The organism is Leisingera sp. JC1 (assembly GCF_001679925.1).
Classification (GTDB): domain Bacteria; phylum Pseudomonadota; class Alphaproteobacteria; order Rhodobacterales; family Rhodobacteraceae; genus Leisingera.
In genome coordinates, this window is the sequence record NZ_LYUZ01000081.1 from 268,098 (window position 1) to 284,601 (window position 16,504).

Annotated in this window: 11 protein-coding genes; 4 read left to right on the plus strand and 7 right to left on the minus strand. The window is 63.0% G+C overall.

Annotated elements, in window-relative coordinates; translation table 11 throughout:
* Nucleotides 1–39: 39 nt before the first annotated feature.
* Nucleotides 40–2,514, plus strand: coding sequence for a penicillin acylase family protein (locus A9D60_RS09325; protein ID WP_065267372.1), 2,475 nt, complete (start codon nucleotides 40–42; stop codon nucleotides 2,512–2,514).
* Between the two features lie 60 nt (nucleotides 2,515–2,574).
* On the plus strand, nucleotides 2,575–3,399 hold the full coding sequence (locus A9D60_RS09330; RefSeq protein WP_065267312.1) for an alpha/beta hydrolase: 825 nt from the start codon (nucleotides 2,575–2,577) through the stop codon (nucleotides 3,397–3,399).
* A gap of 9 nt (nucleotides 3,400–3,408) precedes the next feature.
* On the opposite strand, the gene hflX is transcribed toward A9D60_RS09330, so the two are convergent.
* From hflX to trkA, 4 genes are all read right to left on the minus strand, one after another.
* Complete coding sequence (gene hflX / locus A9D60_RS09335) at nucleotides 3,409–4,680, minus strand: GTPase HflX (RefSeq protein WP_065267313.1); 1,272 nt, start codon at nucleotides 4,678–4,680, stop codon at nucleotides 3,409–3,411.
* Nucleotides 4,680–4,919, minus strand: a complete 240-nt coding sequence (gene hfq / locus A9D60_RS09340) for an RNA chaperone Hfq (RefSeq protein ID WP_005611588.1) — start codon at nucleotides 4,917–4,919, stop codon at nucleotides 4,680–4,682. Before hfq ends, hflX begins: the two co-directional genes overlap by 1 nt.
* Nucleotides 4,920–5,040: 121 nt before the next feature.
* Nucleotides 5,041–6,576 (minus strand): TrkH family potassium uptake protein, encoded by a 1,536-nt coding sequence (locus tag A9D60_RS09345; RefSeq protein WP_065267314.1) that lies wholly within the window; start codon nucleotides 6,574–6,576, stop codon nucleotides 5,041–5,043.
* Between the two features lies 1 nt (nucleotide 6,577).
* Entirely contained in the window at nucleotides 6,578–7,954 is a 1,377-nt protein-coding gene (gene trkA / locus A9D60_RS09350) for a Trk system potassium transporter TrkA (protein WP_039183322.1), read from the minus strand.
* 113 nt (nucleotides 7,955–8,067) lie between these two features.
* On the opposite strand from trkA, the gene A9D60_RS09355 reads away from it, so the two are divergent.
* Complete coding sequence (locus A9D60_RS09355; RefSeq protein WP_175392926.1) at nucleotides 8,068–8,535, plus strand: hypothetical protein; 468 nt, start codon at nucleotides 8,068–8,070, stop codon at nucleotides 8,533–8,535.
* A 489-nt stretch (nucleotides 8,536–9,024) separates the two neighbouring features.
* Nucleotides 9,025–11,307, plus strand: a complete 2,283-nt coding sequence (locus A9D60_RS09360) for a caspase family protein (protein ID WP_141117880.1) — start codon at nucleotides 9,025–9,027, stop codon at nucleotides 11,305–11,307.
* Between the two features lie 41 nt (nucleotides 11,308–11,348).
* On the opposite strand, the gene ntrX is transcribed toward A9D60_RS09360, so the two are convergent.
* The 3 genes from ntrX to A9D60_RS09375 form a co-directional block, all read right to left on the minus strand.
* On the minus strand, nucleotides 11,349–12,758 hold the full coding sequence (gene ntrX / locus A9D60_RS09365) for a nitrogen assimilation response regulator NtrX (protein WP_065267317.1): 1,410 nt from the start codon (nucleotides 12,756–12,758) through the stop codon (nucleotides 11,349–11,351).
* Nucleotides 12,755–15,037, minus strand: coding sequence for a sensor histidine kinase NtrY-like (locus A9D60_RS09370; RefSeq protein WP_065267318.1), 2,283 nt, complete (start codon nucleotides 15,035–15,037; stop codon nucleotides 12,755–12,757). The genes ntrX and A9D60_RS09370 overlap by 4 nt, the downstream gene beginning before the upstream one ends.
* A 100-nt stretch (nucleotides 15,038–15,137) precedes the next feature.
* The gene (locus A9D60_RS09375; protein ID WP_065267319.1) at nucleotides 15,138–16,502 is read right to left on the minus strand and encodes a response regulator; all 1,365 of its coding nucleotides are present in this window, start codon (nucleotides 16,500–16,502) and stop codon (nucleotides 15,138–15,140) included.
* Nucleotides 16,503–16,504 lie beyond the last annotated feature (2 nt).

The following is a 16,504-nucleotide window of genomic DNA, read 5'->3' on the forward strand; positions in this document are numbered from 1 at the left end:
CGGCTGGAAATGACAAAAACCGAGGGAAAACAACCGCTGATGGGACTTCTTTTCCGCTGGCTTCTGCGCCTTGCTGCGGGCCTGATTCTGCTGAGCATCCTGGCCGCCGCGCTGGTCTATTACCTCGCCTCGCAGTCGCTGCCCGAATACAACAAGGAACTGGCCCTGCCCGGTATCTCTTCGCCTGTGGAGATCGTGCGCGACAACGCCAATGTGCCGCATATTTTCGGCAGCTTCGGCGCCAGCGATGAGGATGTGTATTTCGGCCTCGGCTACGCCCATGCCCAGGACCGTCTGTGGCAGATGGCAGTGATGCGCCGCACAGCGCAGGGCCGCCTGTCGGAGATTTTCGGAACCCGCACGGTGGAGACCGACACCTTCCTGCGCCGCCTCGACCTCTACAACCTGGCACGTCAGTCGGTAGAGGTCCAATCGCCTGAAGCGATGGCAGCGCTCAAGGCCTATGCCGACGGGGTGAACGCCCGGCTGCTGGAAATCAACGAGGACGCATTGGGCCGCGGCGCGCCGGAGATGTTCCTGTTTGAGATGCCGCTTCCCCCCTGGCAGCCCGCCGACAGCATCGCGATCATGAAGCTGATGGCGCTGCAGCTTTCGGGCCATATGAAGGAAGAAATCCTGCGCGCTCGCACCTCGCTGGCGCTGAAGGATGCGGAGCGCATCCGGGACATTCTGCCGGACGCGCCGGGCAAAGGCGTGACCGCCCTGCCCGAATACGCGGAACTGGTGCCAGGTGCCCGGCAGTTTGCATCCGCCGCCCCGATTGAGGAAGACAGCCTCTTGTTTCCGGTCGCCCCGCGCGGCCTCGCTGGCGCCTCCAACGCTTGGGCCGCAGCCCCCAGCCGCTCGGCGGCAGGCGGCACGCTCCTAGCCAACGACCCGCACCTCGGGCTCAGCGCCCCGGGCGTCTGGTATCTGGCCCGGCTGGAACTGGCGACCGGCGGGGTAATCGGCGGCACCATCCCCGGTATTCCGGCGGTTATCACCGGCCGGTCAAATTCCTTGGGCTGGGGGGTCACCTCCTCCTACATGGACGACCAGGACCTGTTCATCGAACGGCTGAACCCGGAAAATCCGCAAGAATACCTGAGCGTTGACGGCTACAAGAAATTCGTCACCCGCCCCTCGATCATCAAGATCAAGGACGAGGCCCCCGTCACTCTTACCCTGCGCTGGACCGACAACGGTCCGGTGCTGCCCGGCTCCATGTTCAATCTGGCGGAAATCACCCCGCCCGGCCATGTGGTCTCGCTGGCCTGGACCGTGCTCAGCCCCAAGGACACCTCAATGAGCGCCACAATCGGCCTGATGCGCAGCGCCTCGGTGCAGGAGGCGATCATTGCAGGCGAGGATTTCGTTGCCCCGGCGCAGAACCTGACGCTGGCAGACGAGGACACCATCGCGTTGAAAACCGTCGGCGCTTTCCCGCTGCGCCAAGCAGACCATCAAAGCAAGGGCCGGATGCCCAGCCAGGGCTGGCGCCCGGAAAACCGCTGGCAGGGCCAGGCGCCTTACGCGGAAAACCCGGAGTTCGTCAGCCCCGCTGGCGGCATCCTGGGCAACACCAACAACAAGATCCTCGACCGCCCTTTCCCCCGGCATGTCTCCTTTGATTGGGGCGATACCCAGCGCATCCACCGCTGGGAAAAGCTGATGCAGAACCGCGAGGTGCACACCCGCGACAGCTTCATCGAGGCGCAGCTCGACACGGTCTCCTACACCGCGCGCACCCTGCTGCCGCTGATCGGCGCAAACCTGTGGTTCACCGGCGAGGCGGCCCCTGCCGGCACCCGTGAACGCCAGCGCGAGATCGCGCTGACCCTGCTGTCAGAGTGGAACGGAGAGATGAACGAGCACCTGCCGGAACCGCTGATCTATGCCGCCTGGCTGCGCGCTCTGCAGGCGCGTCTGATCACCGATGAGCTGGGCCCGGTCGCCAAATCCTACCGCCACGTGGAGCCGCTGTTCATCGAACGCGTCTTCCGCAACGTCGACGGTGCCTCGGCCTGGTGCGACGTGCGCCAGAGCGCCCCGGAGGAAACCTGCACCGACATGGCACGCCTGGCGCTGGATGATGCGCTGATCTGGATTGAGGAACGCTATGGCGACGCGCTGGAATCGCTGCGCTGGGGCGATGCGCATCAGGCGGTGCAGGACCATGCCGTGCTGGGCGATGTGCCGCTGCTGCGCTACTTCGTGAACATCCGCCAATCGACCAGCGGCGGCGACAACACCCTGCAGCGCGGCAAAAGCTCCGGCAAGGACCCCGACCCGTTCCAGAACATCCACGCCGCCGGCTACCGCGGGGTCTATGATTTTGCCGATCCGGACAGCTCCGTCTTCATCACCGCCACCGGCCAGTCCGGCCACCCGCTGTCGCGATACTACGACGACATGGCCCAGCTGTGGCGGCGCGGCGAATACATCCCGATGTCGCTGGACGAAGAACTGGCCCGCGCGGCGGCAGTCGGAGTGACACGCATTTCACCTCGCTAAACCCTTTCACGGGCCGGGCATTTTCGCCCGGCCCGTGAAAACACAGACATCATTTACAGTATGAAACTTTCAACTTATGTATTTCTGCTGCTCCTGGGCGCTGGCATTTTCTATTTCAAACCGGCGCTGTTGCATTCCGTAATTTACAAAACAGAAGCGCTGCAGGCGATGCCCGTCCACCAAGGCGATGTACCCTCAGGAGGTTACGCCCGTGTCACGCGTAACGGTCTCAGTCCCGCTTTGTCGGGATGGGATCATTATTCGCCTTCCGACGAAGTGAAGCAGCTCACTCAAACACACAGAATTTACGGACAAACCTGGCACAGTTATACACCGCCAGGCAGCGAAGCGGCGCCGGTCATCCTCTTGCTGCACGGCGCAGGGCGCTCGGGGCTTTCTATGATCGAGATGTGGCAGAAAACGGCCCAGGAACAGGATCTCATCCTAATTGCTCCGAATGCTTTAGGCTCTCACTGGGAGGTAAGGGACCTCTCGCACACCGCATTGCAGAAAGCTCTAAGCAGCTCGACCCTTGGCCGTCCTGCTGGAAAGGTGTTCCTATTCGGTCACTCGAACGGCGCCGTGTTTGCCTCACAGCTCATCAACCGGGCTCAAGGCCCCTGGAAAGCTGCCGCCATGCATGGGGGCTTTGCGCCCGCGGAAGCTTTTCAACCAGCCGCCGAGGCAAAGCCAGTTCGTTTATACTTGGGCGACCGGGATCACATCTTCAGGACGCCCGAAGCGGAGAGAACAGGGAAATCAATGGCCAAATCCGGCCATCGGTTTACTTTGCAACTAATCCCCGGACATACGCATTGGTTCTATGAAATCGGCCCAGCAATCGCGGAAGACAGCTGGGCATGGTTCCGGTCACTCGGCGAGTGACCGGAGCATTCACAGCCTTTCGAACTTCGCCTTTTGCCGGTCGGTCCACAGCACAGTGATGTCAAACCCGGTCTCGGTTTGCTCTTCGCGCTGCACAAGATCCTCCTTGAACAGCCAGGCGCGCTGCTTGCCCTGCGCGAAGGTAAGCTGCAGCAGTTCCTCATGCCGCACGCCCTGCAGCTTCTCGGCAATGTCAGACAGCAGTCCGTCCAGCCCCTCGCCGGTCAGGGCTGAGATTGCATGGATGCCCTCTTCGCGGGCCGCACGCTGACGGCGGGCTTCGGCTTCTTCCTCAGACAGCTGGTCCAGCTTGTTCCAAACCTCGATCCGGGCGCGGTTTTCATCCACGCCCAGCGAGGCCAGGATTGCCTCCACGTCCTCGGCCTGCTCCTCGCTCTGGTCATGGCTGATGTCGCGCACGTGCAGGATCACATCCGCCGCCAGCACCTCTTCCAGCGTGGCGCGGAAGGCGGCGACCAGCTCGGTCGGCAGGTCGGAGATGAAGCCCACGGTGTCGGACAGGATCACCTCCGGCCCATCGGGGATCTGCACCCGGCGCATGGTCGGATCCAGGGTGGCAAAGAGCATGTCCTTGGCCATCACCTCCGCCCCCGTCAGCCGGTTGAACAGCGTCGACTTGCCGGCGTTGGTATAACCCACCAGCGCCACAATCGGATAGGGCACCTTGGCGCGCGAGGCGCGGTGCAGCGTCCGGGTTTTCACCACCTTGTCCAGCTGCCGGCGCAGCCGCACCAGCTGGTCGTCAATGGCGCGCCGGTCAGCCTCGATCTGGGTTTCGCCGGGTCCGCCGACAAACCCCAGACCGCCGCGCTGACGCTCCAGGTGGGTCCAGGCCCGCACCAGCCGCGTCCGCTGATAGCTGAGCGCTGCCATTTCGACCTGCAGCACGCCTTCACGCGTCGCTGCACGGTCCGAGAAGATCTCCAGGATCAGCCCGGTCCGGTCGAGGATCTTGACCTTCCAGGCCTTCTCCAGGTTGCGCTGCTGCACGGGGGAAACCGGCCCGTCGATCAGGACCAGTTCAATTTCATTCGCATTCAGGACACCCGCCAGTTCTTCGATCTTGCCGGAGCCGAACAGCATCCCCGGATGCGCCTTGGGCAGGCGCACCACGTTTGATCCGATCACGTCAAGATCGGGCAAGGCCGCTGCCAGCGCAACGGCCTCCTCTAGCGCGGGAGCAGCCTCGCGGCGTCCCATGTCTGATTTGATTTCCGGATGCAGGACCCAGGCGCGGGTCTGCTTCCTGTCATGCTCCATCAATTGGAGTCTTCACCCTCATAGAGACTGATCGGCTGGGCCGGCATGATGGTCGAAATCGCGTGTTTGTAGACCAGCTGCGACTGTCCGTCGCGGCGCAGCAGCACACAGAAGTTATCGAACCAGGTGATCACACCCTGCAGCTTGACCCCGTTGATCAGAAAGATTGTAACCGGAACCTTGGTTTTGCGAACGTGATTCAGGAAGGCATCCTGAAGATTCTGTCTGTCCGAAGCCATTTTTTATTATCTCGCCTTTGTTCTTGCCGCGCGCTGCGGACCAGCACGCACGTTAAAATTCAGTATGGAGAAAGAAAAAATAAGTTTCCACCCGAAAAACACTTTTCACCCGCGGGAACAGTCAGCTGCGCCAAAGGTTCGGGGACAGCAGCGCGATGAAGGCCAGCGTCTCCAGCCGGCCCAGCACCATGGCGATGCACAGGATCAGCTTGGCCGGGTCCGTCAACAGGTTCAGAACAATCGGTGCGCTGCTGGCGCTCTCGGTCAGCGGGCCGGTGGTCGAGAGCGCGGCGATTGCCAGAACCAGCGATTGCTCGAAGCTGGACCCGACCGCTGCAAGCGCGGTGCTGACCAGCGCCAGCGACAGCGCAAACAGCATGAAGAAGATCCAGGCGACAAAGGCACCGTTCTTTTGCAGCCGCTTGGTCCGGTCACCCTCGCCGCTGACCGAGCTGGGGTGCACCAGCCGTTCCATTTCCCGAAGACCGTTCAGGTAGAGCGCATAGACCCGCAGCAGTTTGACCCCGCCCGCCGTGGTGGCAACACCGCCGCCGAATACAGCAAGCCCCAACAGGATCATTCCCGGTGTTTCCAGCCCGGACCAGGTCCGCGCGGCCTCCCAGTGCAGGCTTTCGAAACCGGTGGTGGACAGGAAAGACATCACCGTGAACAGCGTGCCCCAGAACGCCCGCAGCGCCTGCAGCAGATCCTCGGCGGCATCCACCTCGAAGGCGGCAAACCAATGGCGCAGGAACAAGAGCAGCGGCACACCGAAGACGATCAGCAGCCCGGTGCGGAACTCCGGATCCTTGTCCAGGCGCCCCTGCCCCACAGTCACCGTATCGCTGGAAAATGTCAGCCGCGACAGCGCGAAAAACATGAACAGGAACATCACCATCTCACCGGCGATTCCGCTGCCAGCATTCTCTACGCCGCCGGTGGCGGAGATGCCCGAGGTCGCCATTACTGACATCGCATGGCTAAGGCCTGTCAGCGCCTGCGCTCCGGTGATCATGAGCAAGAGCCACAAAATCATGGTCAGCCCGGCATAGACCGGCGCCAGCGTCCGGGTGACCAGCAGCAACTGGCGGCGCGGATCCGCGCGCTCCATATGGCCTGGCCCGGCAACGCCGCCGCCCGGTTCCCCCTTGGCGGTGACTTCGAACCCGCCCAGCGACATCGGCGCCAGCACGGCTGAGGCAGCCACCCACATCAAGAGCCCGCCCAGCCAGCCGACCATCGCCCGCCACAGATGCACGCTGGGCGGCAGGCGTCCCGGGTCCGCCCAGATATCGGCACCGGTAGTGGTGATGGCGCTGACCATGTCGAAATATGCGTTCAGGTAGCGCGTGCTGACCAGCGCGTCCTGCACCGGCACCGCCAGGAAAGCCGGCAGAACTGTGAAGGTGGCCAGCAGCGACAAGAGCTGCCCCGGCATCCCGTAGCGCGGCACCCGGTTGCCCATCGACAGCGCAATCAGCACCACCAGGATCAGCCCCGCCAGTCCGGAATAGAAAAAGCTTTGCGATGTGTGATGGTCATCCAGCACCACCGCATGGATGGCCGGCAGCCACATCGCCAAAGACGCGATGCCCCAGATCAGCAGGAACAGCGGCAGGCGCAACACGCCGATGGGGGATTGGACCACGCGGCGCATGCTAGAAGTAGTCGATCGACACCTGCAGGAGCCGCTCCACCTCGGGCACGTCATCGGCCATTGCAAACAGCGCGATCACGTCGCCTTCCTCGATCCGGGTCTCACCTGACGGTCGCAGCATCTCGCCGTTCTTCAGGATGCCGCCGACCAGCACGCCTTCGGGGAAGTCCGTCTCACGGATCATCTGCCCGGCAATAGGCGAGGTCGACAGCACCTCAGCCTCAATCATCTCAGCCTCGGCGTCGCCCAGCGAATAGACCTGCCGCACCCGGCCATAACGGATGTGGCGCAGGATAGAACTGACGGTGGTGGAGCGCGGGTTGATATAGGCGTCGATGCCGAGGTGCGGCAGCAGCGGCACCAGGGTCGGGTCATTGATCAGAGCAATCGCCAGCGGGCAGCCTTCGGCCTTGGCCCTAACGGCGGCCAGCATGTTGACCTTGTCGTCGTCGGTCACGGCCAGAAGAGCGTCCGCCTTGTCGATGCCCGCCTCGATCATCAGTGACCGGTCCAGCCCGTCGCCATTCAGCACAATGGTGCGCTCCAGCTCCTCGGCAGCGCGTTCGGCACAGCGGCGGTCCCGCTCGATCACCTTGGCACGGATCCGGGAGGTGCTGCTTTCCAACGCTTTGGCCACTTCTAGCCCGACGTTGCCGCCGCCAACCACCACTACACGGTCCTGGCGTTTCTCTTTCTTGCCGAAGACCTCGATGGTGCGCGGCACATCGTCCGCGTGGGAAAACACATAGCAGCTGTCGCCGACGAACAGCTGGTCGCCCGGCTCTGGCGCAAACAGGGTGCCATCGCGGCGGACCCCCACCACAATCGCGCGCAAGGTGGAAAACAGGTCCGTCAGCTGGCGCAGCGGCGTGTTCACCACCGGGCACTCCGCATCGATCTGAATCCCCAAAAGCTGCGCCTTGCCGCCCATGAAGGTCTCAGTGTCAAAGGCAGCAGGCGCCGACAACCGCTGCATCGCAGCCGCGGCCACTTCGCGCTCCGGGCTGATCACAACATCGATCGGCAGATGCTCCCGCTGATAGAGGTCGGAATAGATCGCGGTCAGATAGCTTTTGGCCCGCAAGCGGGCGATCTTGCGCTGGATTTTGAACACGGAATGCGCCACCTGGCAGGTCACCATGTTGACCTCGTCCGAGTGGGTGGCGGCGATGATCATATCGGCGTCCCGCGCCCCGGCCCGGTCCAGCACATCCGGATAAGAGGCAAAGCCATGGATGCCCTGCACGTCCAGCGTATCGGTCGCGCGCCGCACCAGTTCCGGATTGCTGTCGACCACCGTGACATCATTGTGCTCACCGGACAGGTGCCGGGCGATCTGCCAGCCGACCTGGCCCGCGCCGCAGATAATGACCTTCATTTACATGTCCCTTGGCGGAATTTCGGGCAAAGTTTTGCCCGATGTGAATGACAGATGCCGCTTTCACGGTCAAATTAATTGTAACTTCCTCAGTTTGCGGCCATTCTTTCGATATGCAACGCAGTTATACAGTTACGTCGGGCGCTGTTTTGCTGGCCTTTACAACGGCCTGCGGGCCCCTGCCCGTCTACTACAAGCAGGGGGCAGAGGTATCGCGGCTGCAAAGCGACGAACTGGTTTGCGCGACCCAAGCGCTGAAGGAGGCGCCCGTCGCCAATGAGATCCGCCAGCACCCGCCGGTATTCTACCCCGGCCGGCAGGTCTGCCATAACGGCAACTGCCACTACTATCCCGGCTACTGGTCGGAAGGCAGCATCTACACCGTTGATGTCAACAAGCCTCTGCGCCAGCGGCTGGAAAAATCCTGCATGGCCTCAAAGGGCTATCAGCAGATCGCACTGAAACGCTGCACCCGGAGCAATGCCGGCACCCCGCTTGGGCCGCGGCTGGCACCGCTGAGCGAAGCATCCTGCGCGCAGCGCAACCGCGATGGCAGTACCGTCATCCGCAGCGGCGGCTAAGCATCCGGTCCTGATCCGCCGTTCAGCGGCAGGACATTTTTGATTTGCGGACTAAGTTCAAGTAAGCTGAACGCCAATTGTTTTTTGACCAGTATTCTCAAGAGAGAAAGGTACCCGATGCGGATACATTTCCTGTTTGCCGCGCTGCCTGTGGCAGCTGTTACCGCAGCCTGTGAACCGACGGCTCCGATTGCTCCGCCGCCGGCGGCAGCACCTGCACCGGCCGCGGCACCTGCCAGCTATAGTGCACCTGAGCCTTCGACTTACAGTACTCCAGCCCGCCCCACGTCCACGGCCGCAACAACTTCCCAGGTGGTCCCTGCGGAGGAAGTAAATGAAGTTGCAGTGCCTGCTAGCCAGCGCGGTGGCGGTGGCGGTGCCGGCGGTGGCGGTGGTGGCGGTGGCTGGAATTGATTGGGTGCCGAAATGAGTTTCCCTTCGCCCGGCCCACGCTCATTACCGGCTGCATTCTTGGCATGCTGCACATTTTTGCATGCAACACCCGCTCTGGCAGCTTTTGAAACCAGCGAAGGCAGCGCCGCTCCCGAAACCGCCATCGTGATCGGCATACAGGACTACGACCACGTTAGCGATCTGACCAACACCCGCAAAGACGCCGAGGCGATGGCAGAGATGCTAAAGACCTTCGGCTATACCGTCTATGAGGGCTATGATCTTGACAAGCGCGGGTTCGAGGCGCTGCTGCGGCAGGCGGCGCTCAACATCCGCGACGGCAGCCAGGTGTTTTTCTACTACGCCGGCCACGGCATTCAACTTGGACGGCGCAACTACCTGCTGACCAGCGATGCTGAGCTTACAGGGATTCACGACCTGCCGTTCCAGTCAGTCACATTGGACCGGGTGTCCGCCATTCTGGGCGGCAAGGCCGGCAGCCAGATCCTGATGCTGGATTCCTGCCGCGACAACCCGGTGCCGCAAGCCAAGCTCAACGCCGAGGTTGGCGCCCAGCTTTATGAGGCGCGCGAAGGCTTTGATGTGTTCCGCCCGCCACTGAACACGCTGGTGGCCTTCTCCACCTCCCCCGGCGCCACCGCGCTGGATGGGGAGCCCGGCAGCAACAGCCCCTATACGGCTTCGGTCGTGCGGCATTTCCCAAACAACCCCGACGAGGACGCGATGACCGTCCTGGCAGCCATCCGCAGCGATGTCTACAGCACCACCGGCAATACGCAGGTGCCTTGGGAAAGCTCCACCCTGATGCAGAAGATCTACCTGCGCCCTGCAGAACGGTCACTGAATGTCGCCTCTGCCAGTACGGGCACGGCAACAGAGACCGTGGCCGCCAGCCTGGACCAGATCCCAGCGGAACTGTCCGTTAAGGTGCCGCTGGGCCGGGCACTGGAACTGGGGCCCGAAATCAGCCCGTATGTTCAGGAAGGCACTACGGTTTCTATCGTTGAAAATTCGTCTTCCGGCGTCACATCGCTGCAATCCGGTGACGGCCGAGCGCTTAGCGTCAGCTATGCGCCCAAGCTGACGGAACTGCCCGCCCGCCAGGACGGCGGACAGGTCCGCAAGGACCGGATGGTGCTGCGGCTGGCACAGGCCGATGCGGTGCGCGACGTGACTGTGAACCTCGAGATGATTGCCCGCCAATGCGACCTGGAGGCTGGCGACCTGCTGGACCTGCAGGGCGTTGGCCTGTTCCGCTATCCCAATGAAATCGACCTCAAGGCAGCGGAAGCCGCTTGCCGGGAGGCTGTTCAGGCCGCGCCGGACCTAGGCCGTCTGCACTATCAGCTGGGCCGGGCTCTGCAGGGACAGGGGCGCCTCATGGAAGCCTATGAAGCCTTTGAAAGGGCTGTCGAACTGGGCCATGTCCGTGCCTATAACGCGGTGGCCTATCTGCATGTCACGCAGAATGTAGACCGCGAGACGGTGCCGATCCCCTACAACCCTGACAAGGCCTTTGCGCTTTGGGACAAGGGCATTGTGGCCGGCGACCCCTTTTCGATGCATGCCCGCGGCAAACGGCTTCTGCGCAAAAGCAGCACTCCCGAGGAAAAACAGCGCGGTTATGATCTGCTGAGCCGTGCAGTCGAGCTTGGCCATACCTATTCGATGAACGAGCTCGGTTACTTTTTTTTGTGGAGCGGCGATGAACTGGCGCAGCCGGAACGCGGGCTGACCTACCTTGAGGCTTCCGCCGGGCGCGGCGACATCTATGGCACAGCCAATCTGGGCTATGTCTACCGCGATGGCGGCGCCGGCAAGGCGGTAGACAAGGAAAAGGCCCGTGCCCTATTCGCCGAGGCTGCCCAGTTAGGTCACCCGCATGCCCCGGGTGAGATCGGACGGATGATCATGAACGGCGACCTGCCCGGCAGCGATGCCGCCGAGGCGCTGGAATGGTACGACATGGGGCTTGCCCGTGGCGACGCCTGGGGAGGCGCCAATGGTGCCTGGGTGGCGCTGAACCGGCTGTCTGACCGCATCCCGGCCCATGCCGCCGCGGCCCGGGCCGGCAAGGCGATGGCCCTGAATGACCCGGATGCGCGGGCCGCCGCGCGGGAGTTGCTGGCCGGCATGACCGGGGCTGACATCGCCGCTGCCACCCAGTCTGTGCTGCGCGGGCTCGGCTCCAGTATTGCCGTTGACGGTCAGTTCGGCCCGGCCTCCCGCCGGGAGCTGGCGGACTGGGCCCGCAAGGCGGGACTGCCCGCAACCGTGCCCGAGGATGCCGTTGACCAGTTGCAGCTTGCAGCACAGGTTCATTTCGCTCTGAACCCGATCCGCCAGGACTTGTTCTGATCAAACACGCGCCCGGGCATTCCGGGCGCGACAGGCCTTGATCAGGCCTCTTCTTCTTCACTCTCCACATGCGCCACCCGGGCGCCTGCCTTGTTGGAGGTCACCACCCCCAGCGACTTCAGCTTGCGGTGCAGCGCCGAACGCTCCATCCCGACAAAGGATGCCGTCCGGCTGATATTGCCGCCAAAGCGGTTGATCTGGGTCAGCAGGTATTCGCGCTCGAACGCCTCCCGCGCCTCGCGCAGCGGCAATGTTGCCAGAGCGCCGGATAGCACCACCCGCCCCTCTTCCTGCGGCTTGTCTTCCTCGCGCGGCAGATCCTTGGCCTCGATCGGACCGCTGCCGTCGCCCAGGATCAGCACCCGCTCCACCAGATTCTTGAGCTGGCGCACGTTGCCCGGCCACAGCATGGTCTGCATCAGCGCCACGGCCTCATCCGTCAGCTCGCGCAGCGGCAGGCCCTGAGCCTCGTTGAACTGGGCGATGAAGTGGCCCGCCAGCAGCGGTATATCCTCACGCCGGTCCGCCAGCGACGGCACCACTACCGGCACCACATTCAGCCGGTGATACAGCTCCTGCCGGAACGTGCCCGCCTCGATCTCCGCCTCCAGATCCTTGTTGGTGGACGACACCACCCGCAGGTCCACCTTGATCTTGTCCGATCCGCCAACCCGCTGGAATTGCTGGTCCACCAGCACCCGCAGGATCTTGGACTGGGTGCCCAGCGGCATGTCCGCGACCTCGTCAAAGAACACCACGCCGCCATGCGCCTGCTCCAGCAGCCCCGGCTCCACCCCGCGCTCCGAGGATTCGCGGCCGAACAGCACTTCCTCCATCCGGTCCGGTTCTATGCTGGCGCAGTTCACCGTGATGAACGGAGCAGAGGCCCGGTTCGAATTGGCGTGGATATAGCGGGCCGCGATTTCCTTGCCGCTGCCGGCCGGGCCGGTCAGCATCACCCGCCCGTTGGATTTGGTCACCTTGTCGAGCTGGCCGGTCAGGGTGCGGAAGGCCGCAGAGGTGCCGATCATCTCTGCCGGACCGGTATCCTTGCGCTTCAGATCGGTATTCTCCCGGCGCAGGCGCGAGGTTTCCATCGCACGCCGGATCACCACCATCAGCTGGTCAATGTTAAAGGGCTTCTCGATGAAATCATAGGCGCCCTGCTTGATCGCAGCGACCGCGATTTCAATGTTGCCGTGGCCGGAAATGATCACCACCGGAATATCCGGGGTGTCCCGCTTCACCGCCTTCAGGATGTCGATCCCGTCCATCTGGCTATCCTTCAACCAGATATCCAGGATCATCAGGGCCGGCTGGGCCGCCTCCAGCTGGGCCATGCATTCATCGGAACTGCCCGCCTTGCGGGTGGCATACCCCTCGTCCTCCAGAATGTCAGAGACCAGTTCGCGGATGTCGCGTTCATCATCTACAATCAGAATGTCACTCATGTCAGACCTGCTTTCACTGTGCTCTTGTTAGGCGCCGCCGCTGATTTGGCTGCGGCGGGCAGGCGGATCACCGCCATTGCGCCGTTATGCGCGTGTCCCTCGAACACCGGGGCGTCTTCCAGCGTCAGCGTGCCCCCGTGCTCTTCGATGATTTTCTTGACGATCGGCAGCCCCAGCCCGGTGCCCGCATCCCGCGTGGTCACATAAGGCTCAAACAGCCGCGCCCGGTCCTCCGGCAGACCGATGCCATTGTCGGCAATCCGGACCTCATAGGCATTGCCTGCCTGTTTCGCAGACACACGGATTTCCGGCACCAGCCCCTCCGGGGCGCCTTTTTGTTGCAGGCTTTCAATGGCCTCGCCTGCGTTCTTGATCAGATTGGTCAATGCCTGGCCAATCATGGTGGCGTCCAGATCCGAGGGCATCTCTGCCTTTGGCAGATCCGCCTTGATCCGGACATCCGGCTGGCCCTGCTGCTGCAGGATCACCGCGTCCCGCACCAGTTTCACCAGATCCTCCTCACGCCGCTCCGGTTCCGGCATGCGGGCGAATTTCGAAAACTCATCGACGATGCGGCGCAGATCATTGGTCTGGCGCACGATTACATCGGTCATGGATTGCAGCTGGTCGCTGTTATCCTCACCCAGCTTGGGTGCGAACTTGCGCTTGATGCGCTCCGCGCTCAGCTGGATCGGGGTCAGCGGGTTCTTGATCTCATGCGCGATGCGGCGGGCCACATCGCCCCACGCCGCCATCCGCTGGGCACTGACCAGATCGGTCACATCGTCAAAGGCCACCACGTAGCCCTCCAGCCCGCCCTCTCCCGAGCGGCGCGGCGACATCCGGACCAGCAGGTTTTCCAGCTGCCCTTGGCGGGTCACCTTGATCTCTTCCTGAACCACCTCAGCGCCGGTTTCGATCAGCTCAGAAAACAGCGGCCCGAATTCCGGCACGGCAACGGCCAGCGCCAGCGACTGCTGATCCTCCTGCCAGTCCAGCAGCCGTTCAGCAGAGCGGTTCACGAAGGTCACCCGCCCGTCGGCATCCAGGCCAACCACGCCTGAGGTCACCGAGGACAGCACCGAGTCGAACAGCCGCCGGCGGCGCTCGATCTGGCGGGTGTTGTCCAAAAGCCGCCCGTGCTGCGCCTTCAGCTCCCGCGTCATCTGGTTGAAATACTCACCCAACTGGGAAATCTCGTCGCCGCCGTCGTCAATCGGCACCTGCACATCCAGATTGCCAGCCCCGACACGCTGCGCCGCTACTGTCAGCCGCCCCACAGGACGCGACAGCCGCTCCGCAAACCACATCCCCAGCCACATAGCTGCCAGGATCAGGATTACTGCGAAGCCGATGTAAAGCAGCGCAAATTCAAACAGCACCCGTCCCCGCTCGCTCTCAAGCTGCTGGTACAGATGCGCGGTCTCCTGGGTGTCATCCAGCAGGTTCAGCAGTTCGCCATCCACATCGCGGCTGATGTACAGGAACCGGTCGACAAAGGCGTCCAGCCGCACCAGCGCGCGGAACTCGCTGTTGTTCCAATCTTCAATCAGCAGCAGGCCGTCCTCGCGGGCGGCACCTATCTGGAGATTGCTGGGCTTTTCGAAGTCAAATTCATAGGACCGCTCGCCGCGCGCGCGGATCAGGCCCGCACTGTCGACGATATAGGCCTCGCGCAGGCCGCGCTGGATCTGCAATTGGCCCTGGGCCAGCACCAGCCGCAATTCAGCGTCATTGATGAAGAAACTGCGCGACCGGCTGCTGTCGAGATAGCGCGCCAGCGCGCGGGCATCCTCGGTCAGGTCCCCCTTCTGCTGCGCCTGATAGGCCTCTGCAGCCTCCAGAGAGCTGCCGATCACCTGACGCACCCGCTGCGAGAACCAGCCCTCAAGGCCCACGTTGACCGTGAGCACCGCAAAGACCGCGACAATCACTGTGGGGATCAGCGCAAGGAAACCAAAGGCCCCGATCAGCCGCAAGTGCAGCCGGGAACCCGCCGACTTCGATCGCCGCGCCGCAAACAGGCGGAGGATCTGGGCCATCACCAGAGCGGCAATGGTCAGGATGTAGACCAGATCGGCCAGCAGGATCAGCCGCAACGATCTGGAAGAGGCGCCCTGCCCGAACGGGCCGATAATAAGGAAGGTTGCCAAGGCAAGGATCGGGCCCAGCAGAACCAGACCGATGGTGCCGATATTGCGCGCCCGGCGGGTTCTCCGCCACCGGTCCAAGGCCGCAAACGGCCCGTATGCCGCCCTCAGATGTGACTTATGCGCCACGTACTGCCCTCATCCTGATGTGCGACTCTTTGCGAGTCACCGCCATATCTCGTGGCCCTGCCTAGGAAATTCACAACAAGGCCACATTTCTGTGGCGATATTACATCAGTTTGCGGCGGCGTGTCACCTCAATATCCAGATCGGTGATCTTCTTACGCAGGGTATTCCGGTTGATCCCCAGCAAATCCGCGCATTTTGCCTGGTTGCCGCCGGTCGCCGCCAGGGCGATTTCAATCAGCGGCGTCTCCACCTCGCGCAGCAGCCGCATGTACAGGCCCGGCGGCGGCAGCATGTCCCCGTGCAGGTCGAAATACCGCTGCAGGTGCCGGCCCACTGCCTCTGACAGCTTCTCATTGGCAAATCCTGCCGCGGCCGGCTGCGGACCGGCCTGCGGCCCCAGAACTGCCTCGGCATCCGCCTGGGTGATCTCCTCGCTGCGCGAAGTCAGCGCCAGCCGACGGACGGTGTTTTCCAGCTGCCGCACGTTGCCCGGCCAGGCAAAGCGGCGCAGCACCTCCCGCGCAGATTCGCTCAGCTCCCGGTGCGGCGCGCCTTCGTTCTCGGCCTTGATCAGGAAATGCTCCGCCAGCAGCGGAATATCCTCCACCCGCTCCCGCAGCGCCGGGACATGCAGCTCCGAACCGCAGATCCGGTAATAAAGATCCTGGCGCAGATCGCCGCTTTCCATCGCCTTGGCCAGGTCCTTCTGGCTGGAGGCAATAAACCGAGGCGCGTGGTCACCCGGAACATCCATCATCCGAACCAGCCGCGCCTGCGCTTCCTCCGGCAGGTCCGCCAGTTCGTCAATCACCAGGGTGCCGCCCTTCACTTGCGCCAGCAGCCGCGACGGGCCTTCCAGCGCGATCAGATCCGCAGAATCCGCGTGCACAAACGGCAATGTCCGCCGGTCCGAAAAATCATGTATTGCCTGCACAATCAGTGATTTGCCAGTTCCGCTTTCACCCGTAACCAGCAGTGGCAAATCGGTATTCATCACCCGTGCAATCAGCCGGTACAGCGTCTGCATCACTTCGCTGCGGCCGATCAAGGGCAGCTCTTCGGGGCGCTCCTTTGCGTCGGCGCGCGCCGCCGGCGCCACGCGTTTGGCCGAAAGCGCCTTGGCCGTGCGTTTCATCAATTCAGGCAGATCAAAGGGCTTGGGAAGATAATCGTAGGCCTCCGCCTCCTCCGCCTTGATCGCCGTCATGATGGTGTTTTGCGCCGAGATCACGATCACCGGCAGGCCGGGCCGGTCAGCCTGGATCTTGGGCAGCATTTCCAGCCCGTTCCCGTCCGGCATCATCACGTCCGAAATGACGACATCGCCCTTGCCCTCGCCTACCCAGCGCATCAGCGTGGTCAGCGAGGAAGTGGCATGCACCTTGCATCCGGCGCGGGTCAGCGCCTGGGTCAGAACGGTGCGGATAGTGCGGTCGTCGTCAGCGACCAGAACGGTGCCGTCCATGG